This is a genomic window from Plantibacter elymi (nom. nud.), from assembly GCF_900177795.1.
Lineage (GTDB): Bacteria > Actinomycetota > Actinomycetes > Actinomycetales > Microbacteriaceae > Plantibacter > Plantibacter elymi.
In genome coordinates this window covers 939,626-955,150 of the sequence record NZ_FXWJ01000002.1, presented here as the reverse complement: position 1 = coordinate 955,150, position 15,525 = coordinate 939,626, and the positions used below count along the sequence as shown (strand labels likewise).

At 70.3% G+C, this 15,525-nt stretch carries 14 protein-coding genes; 9 read left to right on the top strand and 5 right to left on the bottom strand.

Translation table 11 applies throughout. The features are described from left to right. Positions 1–18 precede the first annotated feature (18 nt). From rsmI to CCK91_RS09360, 6 genes are all read left to right on the top strand, one after another. On the top strand, positions 19–876 hold the full coding sequence (gene rsmI / locus CCK91_RS09385) for a 16S rRNA (cytidine(1402)-2'-O)-methyltransferase (protein ID WP_086473743.1): 858 nt from the start codon (positions 19–21) through the stop codon (positions 874–876). 41 nt (positions 877–917) lie between these two features. Further along, positions 918–2,498, top strand: coding sequence for a methionine--tRNA ligase (gene metG / locus CCK91_RS09380; protein WP_086473742.1), 1,581 nt, complete (start codon positions 918–920; stop codon positions 2,496–2,498). Next, positions 2,495–3,400, top strand: a complete 906-nt coding sequence (locus tag CCK91_RS09375; protein ID WP_086473741.1) for a TatD family hydrolase — start codon at positions 2,495–2,497, stop codon at positions 3,398–3,400. The genes metG and CCK91_RS09375 overlap by 4 nt, the downstream gene beginning before the upstream one ends. 75 nt (positions 3,401–3,475) lie before the next feature. Continuing rightward, entirely contained in the window at positions 3,476–4,327 is an 852-nt protein-coding gene (gene rsmA, locus CCK91_RS09370) for a 16S rRNA (adenine(1518)-N(6)/adenine(1519)-N(6))-dimethyltransferase RsmA (protein ID WP_086473740.1), read from the top strand. A gap of 9 nt (positions 4,328–4,336) precedes the next feature. Then, on the top strand, positions 4,337–5,404 hold the full coding sequence (gene mgrA, locus CCK91_RS09365; protein ID WP_086473739.1) for an L-glyceraldehyde 3-phosphate reductase: 1,068 nt from the start codon (positions 4,337–4,339) through the stop codon (positions 5,402–5,404). Positions 5,405–5,444: 40 nt separating this feature from the next. Then, positions 5,445–6,383: a 4-(cytidine 5'-diphospho)-2-C-methyl-D-erythritol kinase gene (locus tag CCK91_RS09360; protein ID WP_086473738.1), complete on the top strand. Its 939-nt coding sequence runs from the start codon at positions 5,445–5,447 to the stop codon at positions 6,381–6,383. 73 nt (positions 6,384–6,456) lie between these two features. Here the strand turns inward: CCK91_RS09360 and CCK91_RS09355 are convergent, their stop codons facing one another. The 3 genes from CCK91_RS09355 to CCK91_RS09345 are packed head-to-tail and all read right to left on the bottom strand — an operon-like array spanning position 6,457 to position 10,566. Then, positions 6,457–7,251, bottom strand: a complete 795-nt coding sequence (locus tag CCK91_RS09355) for a hypothetical protein (protein ID WP_079705450.1) — start codon at positions 7,249–7,251, stop codon at positions 6,457–6,459. After that, complete coding sequence (locus CCK91_RS09350; protein ID WP_086473737.1) at positions 7,241–9,667, bottom strand: SDR family oxidoreductase; 2,427 nt, start codon at positions 9,665–9,667, stop codon at positions 7,241–7,243. Before CCK91_RS09350 ends, CCK91_RS09355 begins: the two co-directional genes overlap by 11 nt. After that, positions 9,664–10,566, bottom strand: coding sequence for a hypothetical protein (locus tag CCK91_RS09345; RefSeq protein ID WP_086473736.1), 903 nt, complete (start codon positions 10,564–10,566; stop codon positions 9,664–9,666). The genes CCK91_RS09350 and CCK91_RS09345 overlap by 4 nt, the downstream gene beginning before the upstream one ends. Positions 10,567–10,645: 79 nt before the next feature. Between CCK91_RS09345 and CCK91_RS09340 the strand changes: the two genes are divergently transcribed. Genes CCK91_RS09340 through CCK91_RS09330 form a run of 3 tightly spaced genes read left to right on the top strand, consistent with a single transcriptional unit; the run spans position 10,646 to position 13,805 of the window. Beyond that, entirely contained in the window at positions 10,646–11,443 is a 798-nt protein-coding gene (locus CCK91_RS09340; RefSeq protein ID WP_086473735.1) for an SDR family NAD(P)-dependent oxidoreductase, read from the top strand. Beyond that, a complete protein-coding gene (locus CCK91_RS09335; RefSeq protein WP_079705454.1) occupies positions 11,440–12,144 on the top strand; it encodes a lysophospholipid acyltransferase family protein in 705 nt (234 codons plus the stop codon). Before CCK91_RS09340 ends, CCK91_RS09335 begins: the two co-directional genes overlap by 4 nt. Then, the gene (locus CCK91_RS09330) at positions 12,141–13,805 is read left to right on the top strand and encodes an FAD-binding oxidoreductase (protein ID WP_064296489.1); all 1,665 of its coding nucleotides are present in this window, start codon (positions 12,141–12,143) and stop codon (positions 13,803–13,805) included. Before CCK91_RS09335 ends, CCK91_RS09330 begins: the two co-directional genes overlap by 4 nt. Before the next feature lie 36 nt (positions 13,806–13,841). On the opposite strand, the gene CCK91_RS09325 is transcribed toward CCK91_RS09330, so the two are convergent. Beyond that, positions 13,842–14,873, bottom strand: coding sequence for a diacylglycerol/lipid kinase family protein (locus tag CCK91_RS09325; protein ID WP_086473734.1), 1,032 nt, complete (start codon positions 14,871–14,873; stop codon positions 13,842–13,844). Beyond that, positions 14,870–15,436, bottom strand: coding sequence for a TetR/AcrR family transcriptional regulator (locus CCK91_RS09320; protein WP_161578540.1), 567 nt, complete (start codon positions 15,434–15,436; stop codon positions 14,870–14,872). The genes CCK91_RS09325 and CCK91_RS09320 overlap by 4 nt, the downstream gene beginning before the upstream one ends. Between the last annotated feature and the right edge of the window lie 89 nt (positions 15,437–15,525).

The following is a 15,525-nucleotide window of genomic DNA, read 5'->3' as shown; positions in this document are numbered from 1 at the left end:
GGATGGGAGACTGGTCCGGTGATCATCCTCGGAGCGACCCCCATCGGCAACCTCGGCGATGCGTCGCCACGACTCCGGGAAGCGCTGGCCGCGGCGGAGGTCATCGTCGCCGAGGACACCCGGACGGCCATCCACCTCCTGCGCGCCCTCGGTGTCGAATCGCGGCCGAGGCTCATCGCCATGCACGACCACAACGAGCGCGAACGTGCGGCCGAGATCGTCGAACTGGCCCGTGAGACCGACGTCCTCGTGCTCAGCGACGCCGGCATGCCGACCGTGTCCGACCCCGGCTTCCATCTCGTCGACGCGGCGGCGGCCGCAGACGTCCAGGTCACCGCGATCCCCGGGCCGTCGGCGGTCGTGACGGCGCTCGCCGTGTCCGGCCTCGCGACCGACCGCTTCACCTTCGAGGGGTTCCTCCCGCGGAAGCCGGGCGACCGACGCAGCAGCCTCCGGGGCCTCGCGACCGAGCCACGCACGATGGTGTTCTTCGAATCGCCCAACCGACTCGCCTCCTCCCTCGAGGACATCGCCTCCGTGCTCGGAGCCGAACGTCGCGTGGCGGTGTGCCGGGAGCTCACCAAGCTGTTCGAGGAGGTCAAGCGGGGAACGGCCGCTGAACTGGCCGAGTGGGCGTCCGGGGGTGTGAAAGGCGAGATCTGCATCGTCATCGCCGGTGCGGAGGCCGTCGAGGCCGATCCGGCCACCGCGCTCGAGCAGGTGCTCGCGCTCGTGGCGTCGGGCACGCGCCTGAAGGACGCCTCCAACGAGGTCGCCGAGGCCACCGGCCTCTCGAAGCGCGACCTGTACCAGGCGGCCCTCGCAGCCCGGCCCCCGAAGGCGTCACCGGACGCGCAGGTGCGTCCCGCACCGTAACAGGCACGGTGGCGACGCCCGCTCGTCCTAGGATTGACCCCATGGCCGACGGCACCTCGTTCTACATCACCACGCCCATCTTCTACGTCAACGATGCCCCGCACATCGGGCACGCCTACACGGAGGTGGCCGCGGACGTCCTCGCGCGCTGGCACCGTCAGGCCGGAGACCGCACCTGGTTCCTGACCGGGACCGACGAGCACGGCCAGAAGATCCTGCGCACGGCGACCGCGAACGGCGTGACGCCGAAGGAGTGGGCCGACAAGCTCGTCAGCGAGTCCTGGTACCCGCTGCTCGACACGATCGACATCTCGAACGACGACTTCATCCGCACGACGGACGAACGGCACGAGCAGAACGTCCAGCTCTTCCTCCAGCGCCTGTACGACGCCGGCTTCATCTACACCGGTGAGTTCGAGGGGTACTACTGCGTCGGCTGTGAGGAGTACAAGCAGGAGAGCGACCTCGTGCAGGGCACCGGCGAGTACGTCGGGCAGCTCGTGTGCGCGATCCACTCGAAGCCGGTCGAACTGCTCCAGGAGAGCAACTACTTCTTCCGCATGAGCGACTTCGCCGAGCGCCTGCTGGCCCTCTACGAGGAACGACCGGAGTTCGTGCAGCCGGAGTCGGCGCGCAACGAGGTCATCCAGTTCGTGCGCCAGGGGCTCAAGGACCTGTCCATCTCCCGCTCGACCTTCGACTGGGGCATCAAGGTGCCGTGGGACGAGAGCCACGTCGTCTACGTGTGGTTCGACGCCCTGCTCAACTACATCACCGCCGCCGGGTACGGCTCCGACGAGGAGGCGTTCGCCGAGCGCTGGCCCGCCACACAGATCGTCGGCAAGGACATCCTGCGGTTCCACGCGGTCATCTGGCCGGCCATGCTCATGGCCGCCGGGCTCGAGGTCCCGAAGCGGGTCTTCGGTCACGGCTGGCTGCTCGTCGGCGGCGAGAAGATGTCGAAGTCGAAGCTCACCGGTATCGCACCGAGTGAGATCACCGACACCTTCGGCTCCGACGCGTTCCGCTACTACTTCATGCGCGCCATCGCCTTCGGGCAGGACGGTTCGTTCAGCTGGGAGGACCTCTCCGCGCGGTACCAGGCGGAGCTCGCGAACGGCTTCGGCAACCTCGCGTCGCGCGTGCTCGCCATGGTGACGCGGTACTTCGACGGCGTCGTGCCGGCGAGCGGCCCTTCCGAACCGGCCGACGTGGCCATCCAGGAGACGGTCGCCCGGGCGGCTGCGGACGCCGACGCCGCGATCGAGCGCCTCGCCATCCAGGACGCGCTCGCGGCCATCTGGCGGATCGTCGACGAGCTGAACGGCTACATCACCGAGCAGGAGCCGTGGGCGCTCGCGAAGGACGAGGCCAAGCGGGAGCGGCTCGGCACCGTGCTCGCCACGGCGGTCGAGGGCCTGCGCGCCCTGTCGGTCCTGCTGCACCCCTTCGTCCCGAAGGCGACCACCAAACTGTGGTCCGCTCTCGGCGCCGAAGCCGCCCTCGGCGAGCTCGGGGCACAGCGCATCGGCGACGTCGGCACCTGGGGGCAGCTGCCCGCCGGCACCTCGGTGGCAGGGCTCGAGCCCCTGTTCCCGCGGATCGAGGCCGTCGCCGAATGAGCGGGGGCGTCGCGCCGGATCCGGCCGCCACACCGCACCTGCGGCAGCGCGAAGCGGGGGAGCGGAAGCAGCTGAGCTACCCCGAGGCACCTGAGGTGCTGCCGGTCGCGGTCTACGACAACCACACGCACCTCGAGCACGCCGACGGCGACGCCCCGCTGACCCCGTCCGAGCACTTGGACCGTGCGGCCTCCGTCGGGGTCCGCGGCATCGTGCAGGTCGGCACCGACGTCGAGACCTCGCGTTGGTCGGCGGCGATCGCCGCTCGTGACCCCCGCGTGCTCGCGGCGGTCGCGATCCACCCCAACGACGCACCGGACCTCGACCGCGCGGGAACCCTGGACGAGGCGCTGGCCGAGATCGACCGTCTCGCGGCAGAGCCCCGTGTCCGTGCCGTCGGCGAGACCGGCCTCGACTTCTTCCGCACCGAGGAGGACGGCCGAGCGGCGCAGTTCGCATCGTTCGAAGCACACATCGCGATCGCGAAGCGGCACGGTGTCGCGCTGCAGATCCACGATCGGGACGCCCACGACGAGGTCGTCGAGACGCTCCTCCGGGTGGGCGCTCCCGAACGCACCGTCTTCCACTGCTTCTCGGGCGGCCCGGAGCTCGCCGAGCTGTGCGCCGAGCACGGCTGGTACGCCTCCTTCGCCGGGACGGTCACGTTCAAGAACGCCGCACCGCTGCGTGAGGCGCTCGCGATCCTGCCCCGCGAGCTGATCATGGTCGAGACCGACGCGCCCTACCTCACGCCCGCCCCGTTCCGTGGCCGTCCGAACGCGCCGTACCTCCTCCCGTACACGGTGCGCGGCATGGCCGAGCACCTGGGCGAGGACGTCGCCGCGTTCGCGACGCAGCTCGCGACGAACACCGAGCGCGTCTACGGCTCCTGGGCCGACTGAGCGACTGAGCCCGTCACCGAGCCTCGCGCCCGTCGCCCGACGAGGACCGGCTCCGCGATCAGGGATACTGGAGGGATGACCGCCTCCGTCGCCCTGCTCGGCCCCGCCGAGATCCGAGATCTCGCCACCCTGCTGGACGTGACGCCGACGAAGAAGCTCGGTCAGAACTTCGTCATCGACGCGAACACCGTCCGCAAGATCGTGTCGGTCGCGCACGTCGCTCCGGGCGACGTCGTCGTCGAGATCGGCCCTGGCCTCGGCTCGTTGACGCTCGGCCTGCTCGAGGCCGACGCGAGCGTCGTCGCCGTCGAGATCGACGGTCGGCTCGCCAAGCAGCTGCCGCTCACCGTGGGGGAGATGGCACCGGGCATGATCGACCGGTTGTCGGTCGTCCACGAGGACGCGATGCGCATCGAGGAACTCCCGGCGCAGCCCAACCGACTCGTCGCCAACCTGCCGTACAACATCTCCGTGCCCGTCCTCCTGCACTTCCTGGAGCACTTCACCTCGCTGACGGCCGGTGTCGTCATGGTGCAGGCCGAGGTCGGCTACCGACTCGCCGCCGGCCCGGGGAGCAAGGTCTACGGCGCCCCGAGCGCGAAGGCCGCCTGGTACGGCGCCTGGCGCATCGCCGGTCAGGTGAGTCGGCAAGTGTTCTGGCCCATCCCGAACGTCGACTCCGTGCTCGTCGGATTCGAGCGGCGCATCGACGTCATCGGCACCGAGGAGGAGCGCATCAAGACCTTCGCGCTCATCGACGCGGCGTTCCAGCAGCGTCGCAAGATGCTCCGGCAGGCACTCGGGAGCGTCCTCGGCAGCTCCCAGGCCGCGACGGAGCAGATGGAGGCCGCCGGGGTGAAGCCGACGGCCCGCGGCGAGGAGCTCACGGTCCACGACTTCCTGTCGATCGTGCGTGCGGGACGATAACGTTGGCGCATGACCGCTGATGCTCGATTCCCGCTGAACGTCCCCGACATCCACCGCCCGTACGCAGCGGCGGACGACCGCTACGCGCGGAACGACTACCGCCAGGTCGGCACCTCGGGGCTCTTCCTCCCGCCGATCTCGCTCGGCCTCTGGTACAACTTCGGCGACAACCGGCCGTTCGACGGGCAGCGCGCGCTCCTGCGCCACGCGTTCGACCACGGCATCACCCACTTCGACCTCGCGAACAACTACGGCCCGCCCTACGGCTCCGCCGAGACGAACTTCGGTCGCATGATGCGCGAGGACTTCGGTCCGTACCGCAACGAGCTCATCATCTCCTCGAAGGCCGGCTACGACTTCTGGCCAGGCCCGTACGGCAACTTCGGTTCGAAGAAGTACCTGACCGCGAGCCTCGACGAGTCGCTCGAGCGGATGGGTCTCGACTACGTCGACATCTTCTACTCGCACCGGGTCGACGAGGTCACGCCCATCGAGGAGACCGTGGGCGCGCTCGACGCGATCGTGCGCTCCGGCAAGGCCCTGTACGTCGGCATCTCCTCGTACTCGGCCGAGCGGACGGCCGCCGCACACGCCGTCGCTCGCGAGCTCGGCACGCCGCTCGTGATCCACCAGCCGTCGTACTCGATCCTCAACCGCTGGGTCGAGGACGGCCTCACCGAGGTGCTGACCGAGACCGGCCTCGGCGCGATCGCCTTCGTGCCGCTCGCGCAGGGCCTGCTCACCGACAAGTACCTCGGCGACGGCCCGGCCGAGCGTGCGACGAACCGTCCGTCCCTGCCCGACCGGCAGGTGAGCGAGGAGATGGCGACCCGCCTCCGGTCCCTCAACGACATCGCCGTGGAGCGCGGGCAGACCCTTTCGCAGATGTCGCTCGCCTGGGTCCTGAACAACCCCGCGATCACCTCCGCCCTCATCGGCGCCTCCCGCCCCGAGCAGCTCGACGAGAACCTGGCGGCGCTCGACGGCCCCGCGTTCACGACCGAGGAGCTCGAGGAGATCGACCGACTCGCGGAGGGCGCCGACGTCAACATCTGGGCGGACTCCTCCGACAAGTGACGCGGTCCGAGGCGCCTGCTCGATCGACTAACTTGGAACAATGACCACCGAGGCCATCCTCAAGCACGTCCACGTGCGAGCACCGGGGAAGATCAACGTCTTCCTCAAAGTCGGCGAAGTGATGGACGACGGCTACCACGACGTCGCGACCGCGTACCAGGCGATCTCGCTGTACGAGGACGTGCACGCGTACCCGGCCGACGACTTCAGTGTGTCGTTCTCCGGCTCGGTCGACGTGTCGGGTGTGCCGACCGACACGAGCAACCTCGCCATCCGTGCCGCGAAGGCCCTCGCGAGACGGACCGGGTACCGCGGCGGTGTCCGGCTCGAGATCGAGAAGCACGTGCCGGTCGCCGGCGGGATGGGCGGCGGCTCAGCCGACGCCGCGGCCACGCTGCTCGCCTGTGACGCCCTCTGGGGGACCGAACGCAGCCGCGACGACCTCCTGGCGCTGGCGGCACGCCTCGGCGCCGACGTGCCCTTCGCCCTCCTCGGCGGCACCGCGGTCGGAACCGGCCGCGGCGACCAACTGAGCAGCGCGTTGGCCAAGGGACAGTTCGAGTGGGTGCTCGCCCTCGCCGACTTCGGCATGTCGACCCCGCAGGTCTACCAGGAGCTCGACGCCCACCGTGCGCGGCACATCCTCGACATCTCGCCGTCCGGTCGTCAGCCGACGGTCGACGCCGCGGTGCTCCAGGCGTTGCGGGCGGGCGATGCCCACCTCCTCGGCGAGGTCCTCTACAACGACCTGCAGGCCGCTGCGCTGCAGCTGCGCCCGGTGCTGGGCGAGGTGCTCGAGTTCGGCGACTCCCAGGGCGCCCTCGGCAGCCTCGTCTCCGGCTCAGGGCCGACGATCGCCTTCCTGGCGGCCGACACCGACGACGCCGTCGAACTGCAGGTGACGCTCGCCTCGTACGGGCTGAAGGTCATCCGTGCCCACGGACCGGTCCACGGCGCCCGCATCGTCTCGCAGAGCTGAGACCCGGCCCGCACGACACGAAGCAGCCCCGGTCGGAGATCCGACCGGGGCTGCTGGACGAAGGTGGCGCGGTTCAGGCAGCGACGCCGCGCACGCGGAGCGAGTTCTCGATGATCGTGAGCCCCTCCATGCCGGGGAGCTTCGCGATGTGCCCGTCGATGCGACGCACTTCGGCCAGGCCGTCCTCGTCGCCGAAGAGGTGGCCCATGACGTGCGTGACCTCGGAGTCGGGCATGACGCCCGAGCCGACGGGGCCCCACACCTTGCGGAGCAGGAAGCGGGTGAGTCGACGTGCGCTCTTCGACGACTCCAGGCGTGCCTTGGCCTGGCTCGCGTAGAACGCCACGTGACGCGTCTCCTGCTTCGCGATCCGCTTGAGGAGCACCGAGAGCACCGGGTGCCGCTCCAACTGCGCGAGGCGGGTGTACGCGGCGGTCGCGGACCACTCGTTCGCCGCGCCCCAGCTCATGTGCACCGCGATGAAGTCGGTGCCCACGAGGTTGCCGAGGATCGACTGCTTGATGGGGTCGAGGCGGTCCTTCCAGCCGAGCTTCAGGCGCGTCGCCTTGAGCTCGTCGAAGTCGACCGTGATGTCATGGGCGGCGAGGACGGCGGCGAGCGCCTCCCCGTGCCAGAACTCCTCACGGTTCCACATCGTCATGAACGCGCCGACCTCGTCGTCCTCGTGGGACGGCGTCATGAGCATGTCGCGCAGGTAGCAGACCGTGTGGTACTCGATGTCGCACATGTAGCGCAGGCTGCGCAGGGTGGAAGCGGGGAGCGGGTTCGTCTTGAACTCGTCGAAGTCGAGGTCGCTCCAGTTCACCGAGACACTCGTCTCGGTGAACTTGTCGATGTCAAACGCCATGTGCGGTGGGGCGGTCGGGGATCGTGTCCTCGGCCGTCCGCTCTCCTCTCGGCTGTGCGGGGCGCGGTGCGCGGGTCAGTTCGTCTTCGGAGCGGACGCCTCCGGTGGTTCGTGCCCATTCTCGCACCGTCCACCGGCCGGCCTGCGCCAGCTTGTACAGGGTGTGGTCGGGGTTGACGGCGACCGGGTTCCCGACCAGCTGCAGCCAGGCGGCGTCCGCATGGGAGTCGCCGTAGCCGTAGGAGTGCGCGAGGTCCATGCCGTGCTGCTCGGCGTACTGCGTGAGCCAGGCGCCGCGCGCTTCGTCGACGAGCGGCGGGCTGTCGAGGTAGCCCGTGAGGCGTCCGTTCTCGGCGTGCATCGCCCCGGCCACGACCTCGTCGAAGAACGGCTCGAGCGGAGCCGTCATGAGGTCGATGGTGCCGGTGACGAGGATCGTCCGGTGACCGGCTGCCCGGTGCGCGGCGATCTGCTCGAGCGCCTGGGGGAGGAGGCGGGACCGGACGGCCTTGCCGAAGCCGCCCCGGACGATCTTCTCGAGCTGCGCCACGTCGACGCCCTCGTAGCGGCGCATGAACGTGCGGATGAACTCACCGCGGTCGCGGAGTTCAGCACCGATGTACCCCGGCATGGAGGCGCCGAGCGCGGCGATCTCGATGGGCCAGCGCGACCGCGAGGTCGCGGCGAGCCGCAGCCAGAGGTACTGCTCGATGAGGTTCCAGGCGAGCACCGTGCCCTCGAGGTCGAACACCGCGAGGACGTCGTCGCGCACGGGCAGGATCTTCTGCTGCTTCGCGGCGCCCGCCTTGCGGTTGGCGAAGGCGCGGGTCAGGGTCGTGACGGCGGGGAAGTGGATGCGCTGGAAGTAGTCGTCCCAGTCGATCGTCGTGACGTCGAACCCGCGGTCCGCCTGCTGCTCGGGCGTCAGCGAGGCGTGGAGGTCACGGGTGCGCTGGTCGTCGAAGACGATCTCGCTCTGCACGTAGGAGCGGTAGAGCCCGGTGAAGTCGCGGAGTGAGCCGAGGTCACTCGACGCCTTGCGGATCCGGTCCTGCCACCCGCGGGTGGTCGCGTTCGCCGGCAGGTGGGAGACGACCCGGCCGGCCGCCGTCGTCGCCTTCTGCCGCCGGTCGATGGAGCGCTCGATGGCGCGCCCGCCGGGGAAGTTCCAGGTCGGCACACTGATGTCGCCGGCGTCCGCCGGGATCGGGTGCTCCGTGAAGTAGCTGTGCACGTTCGCGTACATCTTGTGGAACGGCAGCGGGTTGCTGGCTCCGGAGCTCACGTGGAAGTAGCGCGCCGCAGCCGGCTCCGGCGGGGTCTGGGCCGCAGCGAGGATCGCGTTGACGACGAAGTCGACGGGGATGATGTCGAGCACGCTGTCGGGGAGGCCCGGGAAGTCGGGCAGCTGTCCGCGCCCGTAGGCGATGATCAGCGGGTCGGCGACCTTGTAGCCGTCGATCCAGCCGGGGAAGGGGTGCGCGAGCGCGCTCTCGATGATCGACGGACGCACGACGGAGAGTCGGTTGCCCTCACCGGCCCAGCGCTCTTCGGCGACCCGCTCGGCCATCGCCTTCGTGAAGGTGTACACGTCGGTCCAGCCGAGGCTCTCGGCGCGTGCGCGCCCGTGGGCGACGAGTCGGGCGTCGACCCACGCGATGCGTGCGGCCTCGGCGGCGTTCGAGACGGCCTGGGGCCCGGCCTTGCCGTGCTCGCGACGGGCGGTCTGCATGAGCTTGCGCAAGACCTCCGGACGACGGGACGACTCCTCGGTGCGGACGCGCGCCGAGCGGGCTGCCTCGGCCTCGACGCGCCAGTCGACGTCGTGCGCGAGGCTGCGTTCCGGCTGGATGCCCTTCCGCGTGCCGCCGACGTAGGCGGTGGAGACGTGGACGACGTGCGGGGTCGCGCCGCTCTTCGCGAGCGCCGCGTACAGGGTGGTCGCGCCGCCGACGTTCGTGGCGAAGGCCTCGTCGATCGGCGGGTCGAAGGAGACGGTCGACGCGCTGTGGATGACGACGTCGAGGTCGGCCGGCAGTGCCATCTCGTCGAGGCCACCCTCGATCACGCTGACGCGTTCGGCCACGATCGCCGCAGCGGCCTCGGCGCCGACGCGTTCGCGCCAGGCCTTGAAGACCGGCTTGCGGAGCAGGGTCTGGAGGCGGTCGCTCCCGCGGACCGACCCCTTCTTCCGGATGAGCAGGCTGACGCGCGTGGTCGGGTGATCGGCGAGCAGGCGCTCGAGCACCGCCTGGCCGAGGAAGCCGGTGCCGCCGGTGACGAGGACGTGCGCGCCGTCGAGGGCGTCCGGGGCGATGGCGGGCTGCTCGGCTGCGGACTCCTGTGCGTCCGGCTGCTGAGCCTCCGGCTCCTGGGCGTCGGGCTGCTCGGCGTCTGGGGTGGGGGTGTCGGTCATCGGTTCTCCTCGAGGCTGCCGCGGCGTCCGCGGCGGGCAAGTCTTGCGGCGAGATGGAGGCCCGACTGACCGGGCAGCGCGTCGATCGACGCGTCGATGCCGAGGACGGCGGGGTCGCTCCAGGTGGCGGTGCTGCGGAACACGAGCGCGGCGAACCGCGCCGTCTGTCGGGGGCCGTTCGCATCGGAGCCGGTGGGCCACACGGCGTTCCGGATGCGGCGACGGGTGATGCCCTGCGCGCGGGGCGACGCGGCGAGGCGGTCACTCGCCTGAGCGGTGAAGAACTCGAGGTGCCTGGCCTTCGTCTCGAGGATCTCGTCGACGAGGCGGTCGAGCACGGGGTGCGGCTCGCGCTCGCGCACCGCACGGTACGCCGTGTGGGTGATGAGGTCGTCGATCGTCCCGATCGTCATGTGCCAGGCGATGACGTCCTCGCCGAGCACGTTCGCGATGAGGGCCTGGCCGATGGGCGCGAAGCGGTCGCGCACGCCGTGGACGGTGCGGCGGAGACCCGTCGAACGCGTCTTGTCGCGCGGGGTCCCGTTCGCCTTGAGCACGGTGTCGAGGGTGTCGGTGATCCAGTACTTCTCGTACGCCCAGGTGATGAGGAACGCGGTGACCCTGGCGTCCTTGTGGGTGGGGGTGACGAGCACCCCGCGGAGGTACTGCATCGTCGCGCGCTCGATGTCCGACAGGGCGCGGAGCAGCGCGACCGTCTCAGCACGCAGCGGCGTTTCGGCGAAGGCCGCGGCGTCGATCTCCTTGCGACGACTGCCGACGGCGGACTTCGCGTAGTCGCGGACGCTGAACCCGTGGGCAGGCCGCAGCATGGCGCTCTCCTGCTCCGCGTCCTCGAGGGCCGCGGGTGCTGTTCCGCGCGGCGAATCCCGGTTCACCATGGCGTCTCCGTTCCGTGACGATCCGACCTCATCACTGTAGCTTGCAACGATACGCAACGCGTAGCGTATTCTGATCCCCATGGCTACAGCTCTCGTCACCGGTGGGACGTCCGGCATCGGTGCCGCGTTCGCCACGGCGCTCGCCGGACGGGGCTTCGACCTGGTGCTCGTCGCCCGTGACGTCGGGCGGCTCGAGCAATCGGCCGAGCGACTGCGCGCGACCGGTCGCACCGTCGAGGTGATCAGTGCCGACCTCTCGGACCGCGCCGACGTCGCGAGACTCGCCGCGCGGATCGAGGATCAGGGGTCACCGATCGACGTGGTCGTGAACAACGCCGGGTTCGGCGTGCACGCCCGGCTCACCGACCCCGACACGAGCGAGCTCGACAACGCGATCGAAGTCATGTGCCGGAGCGTCACCACGCTCTCGGGCGCCGCGGCCCGCGCCATGCGGGAACGCGGACGCGGCACCATCATCAACGTCTCGAGCACGGCCGGGTACATCGCCACCGGCGGCTACTCCGCGGTGAAGGCGTTCGTCACCACCTACACCGAGGCGCTCGCGGTCGAGCTCGCCGGCTCGGGTGTCCGCGTCACGGCCCTGTGCCCCGGGTGGGTCCGTACGGAGTTCCACGATCGCGCCGGCATCAGCACCCGATCGATCCCGTCAGGTCTGTGGATCGATGTGGACCGGCTCGTCGCCGACGCCCTCCGCGACGCCGGGAGGGGGGTCGTCGTCTCCATCCCGAGCTTCCGCTTCAAGGCCCTCATGGCCCTCGTCAAGTTCGCGCCCCGTGCGTCCATCCGGTGGATCTCCGGCCGGATGTCCTCGAGCCGTCGAGCCGCCAACGCCGCCCAGTCAGGAGCCCGCCGATGACCGCAGAGCCGCGGTTCACCTCCTCCCTCCACGCCAACGCGCGGTTCGTCGCCCAGCGTCTGCTGCTGAAGCCGCTCGTCTGGTCGCTGACCCGCGTGACGGTGACGGGTCGCGAGCGTCTGTCGGGCGTGACCGGGCCGTACATCGTCGTCGCCAACCACCAGTCGCACCTCGACGCACCGCTCGTCGTCGGGGCGATGCCGCGTCGGTTGTCGCGCTACCTCGCCGCCGGTGTCGCGGCCGACTACTTCTTCGACGTGCCCGCCCGCCGCATCTTCGCCGCGCTCTTCTTCAACGCGTTCCCGGTCGACCGCTCGGGTGACCGCAAGCGTGCAGGCGTGTCACGGGAGCTGCTCGAGAGCGGCGTCCCGATCCTCATCTTCCCCGAGGGCGGCCGATCGCGGACGGGTGAGCTCGGCCGGTTCAAGCCCGGTGCCGCGGCACTCGCCACCCGCCAGGGCATCCCGTGCCTCCCGGTGGCCGTCCTCGGCACCCACTCCGCCATGCCGAAGGGTCGCAACTGGCCCGTCCCCGGACGACCGCCGGTGCGCGTCGTCTTCGGGCAACCGATCCACCCGCAGCCGAACGAGACGCCCGTCCAGCTCATGGACCGCGTCGTCGCCGAGATCGTCGCGCTGCGCGCCTCGGTCGAGCCGGGAGCACACGTTTCGATCGACACACCACGAAAGGAAGCCGGATGACGTCTGTGGAGCACATGAAGTGGTGGGGCTGGGGAGTCGAAGGGGTCGCCTTCGAGCACAGCAACAAACCGGACTTCGCGCCGTTCGTGAAGCAGGCCGTCGGTCTCGACCTCCGGAAGCCGGCGCAGGCGCACCTCAGCTTCGACGAGCTCACCGTCCCCGCATCGCGCGCGTCCGAGGAGTTCATCGCCGAGCTCTCGACGCTCGTCGGTCAGGGTCACGTGACCACGGACGACCAGGAACGCGTCGTCCACACCTACGGCAAGAGCATCCGCGACCTGCTCCGGATCCGCGCGAACGACCTGCCCCGCACGCCCGACCTCGTCGTGTACCCGGCTGACGAGGCCGAGGTCGCGTCGGTCGTCGCTGCAGCCGTCGCCGCAGACGCCGTGATCATCCCGTTCGGCGGCGGCACCAACATCGCCGGCTCGCTCGACCCGCAGCCGACCGAGGAGCGGGTCATCATCTCCCTCGACCTCGGCCGGCTCGACCGCGTCCTGTCGATCGACGAGGGCTCCGGTCTCGCCACCATCCAGGCCGGCGCGCAGGGCCCCTCGATCGAGGAGCAGCTGGGCGCCAAAGGCTGGACGATGGGCCACTTCCCCGACAGCTTCACGCACTCCACGCTCGGCGGATGGGTCGCGACCCGCTCCTCGGGCATGCAGTCCGACAAGTACGGTGACATCGCCGACATCACCAAGGGCCTGCGGATGGTGCGCCCGAACGGCATCGTGGCGATCCGCCCCGTGCCGAGTGCGTCGACCGGGCCGAGCGTCCGCGAGATGATCATCGGCAGCGAGGGTCGACTCGGCATCATCACCGAGGTCACCGTGCAGGTCCACCGGACGCCCGCCGTCCGCGAGGTCCTCGGCTACTTCTTCCCCACCTGGGAGGCCGGGCTCGCGGCGATGCACGAGATCGCTGAGAGCGACGCCAGCCCGTCGGTCACCCGGGTGTCGAACGCCCGGGAGAGCGGCTTCTCGCTCGCGACCCGCAAGGCCAGCACCGGCGTCTCGGCCCAGGTCACCAAGGGGCTCATGAAGGTGCTCACGGCCAGGGGTTGGGACCTCGAGCAGCTGTGCCTCTCCTTCATCGGCTACGAGGGCAGCGCGTCGCACGTGCGGTACGAGAAGGGCCTCGTCGGCTCGATCGTCCGGAAGCACGGCGGCATCGGCGTCGGCAAGGGCCCCGGTGCCCTCTACGACCAGAAGAAGTTCGACACCCCGTACCTGCGCGACTTCCTCCTCGACCGCGGAGCCGCGGCAGACGTCTCGGAGACCGCGGCGCCCTGGTCGCGCCTGCAGGAGGTCTACGACGCCGCGAACGACGCCGCCAACGCCGCGTACGACAAGCTCGGGGTGCACGGCTGGATCATGTGCCACCTGTCGCACTCCTACCACTCCGGCGCGTGCCTGTACTTCACCTTCGCGTTCATCACCGGCGACGACCCCATCGGCGAGTACGAGCAGGTCAAGTCGGCGATCCAGCAGTCCTTCGTCGACCACGGTGGCACCCTCTCGCACCACCACGCGGTCGGCGTCGAGCACTCGCCGTGGATGGAGCAGGACATCTCGACCGAGGGCGTCGCGATCATGCGCGGCCTCTTCGACAGCGCTGACCCCGGCTCGAACTTCAACCCCGGCAAGATCCTCGCGGACTGAGCCGTTTCCGGTCCCTGATCCTGTCGAAGGGCGGGCTCAGGGCCGGAGCCGACCCGATCGCGCCGCCGTCACCGGTAGTCGGACGATGAGCGCACCGGGGTCGACGGTCAGCCGGGCCGCCGAGACCAGGCCGATCCCGTCGCCGTCTGCCTGGAACTCGGCGGGTGGTGAGACCGTCACATCGATCCGTCGTACCCGCAGGTAGCGGAGCGCCCCGCCGGCGGAACCAGCCGTCTCGACGGCACTCGGCTGCACGCGGCGGCCCCGTGTCCGTCTTCCCTTGGAGAACCGGGCGACGGGGTTGTTCGCGCGGTGCAGCCAGCGCGTGACCCGGACCCCGTCCCACCCCTCGAGGGACCGCACCATCAGGACGTCGAGCACACCGTCGTCGAGGAGTGCGTCGGGGAGGACGTCGAGGCCCGCCGAGACGGTGCCGCAGTTTCCGACGAACATCGTGTGCGTCCGTCCGCTCCGGATCGGTCCGCCGTCCTCCTTCCAGGAGACGCGGGGCCGGTCGCGGCGGAACAGCCCGCGGATGATCGGGACGACGTAGGCGATCCAGCCGAAGCGGCGCTTCAGGACGGGGTCGGCGTAGGCCACCATGTCCGCGTCGACGCCGAAGCCGGACATGACGAGGAACGGGGTGCTGCGCCGGACGCCGTCGGGGTTCCGGTACTCGATGACGCCGACGTCCACGCTCCGGTCCTCCCCGGTGAACACGGCCCGCACGGCGGTGGCCGTGTCGATCGGGATACCGGCGTTCCGGGCGAAGAGGTTCGCGGTGCCGACGGGGACGACGGCGAACGGCGTCCGGGTGTGACGCATCGCCCCGGCCACCTCGCGGACCGTCCCGTCACCGCCGGCGGCGATCACGAGCGACGCGCCGCCTCCGAGCGCCTCGGCGACCTGGTCGACCGCGGTCGACCGCTCGCGGGTCGGGATCCAGCTCGTCGGGCCCCAGCCGGCGTCCGTGGCCGCGGCGTCGACGAGCCTCGTCACGCGCTCGAGCTGGATGCGCGTCGGGTTGTAGATCACCGCAGCGTGCGGCGGGGTGCTGCCTCGCGTCATGCGGCCAGTGCCGGCCAGAGGACGGACAGGACCTGGTCCGCCCAGTCGTCGTCCATGTCGGCGCCGCGGACGAGCTGTCCGAGGACCGCACCGAGGAGCAGAGTCGCGACGAGGCGGCCGTCGAGTCCGGGCTTCAGATCGCCGGTGGAGATCCGTTCGTCGACCAGGTTGGACAGCGCGCGCGCCCGGTTCCTCGTGAGGTCGCGGAGCAGCGTCGAGAACTCGGGGTCGTCCTGGAGCAGGATCGACGCGATCGTGCCCCGGCCCACCACGTCCTCGATCATCGCCCGGGCTTCGTGGAGCAGCCAGGTGAAGGTGTCGTAGGTGGAGAGGTTCTCGGGGATCTCGACCGGGGTCTCCATGGCGCGCGCGACGGCCGCCGTGAGCAGCTCGGAGCGGTTGCGGTACCGCCGGTAGATCGTCGTCTTCGCCACGCCGGTGGTCTCCGCGACCGCTTCGATGTTGACGGCGACCGAGCCGCGCGAGCGCATGAGGTCGAGCGCTGCGTCGAGGATGCGGTCGCTCATCTGCTGAGCGCGGGAGACGCGTCGGGAGACGGGCACCGACCAACCTCCTCCGCGCGACGCCGGAGTCCGGTCGGATCGGTCCATTGCGCTACGCCCACCGTAGCGCAACGGGATGGGTGCGCATA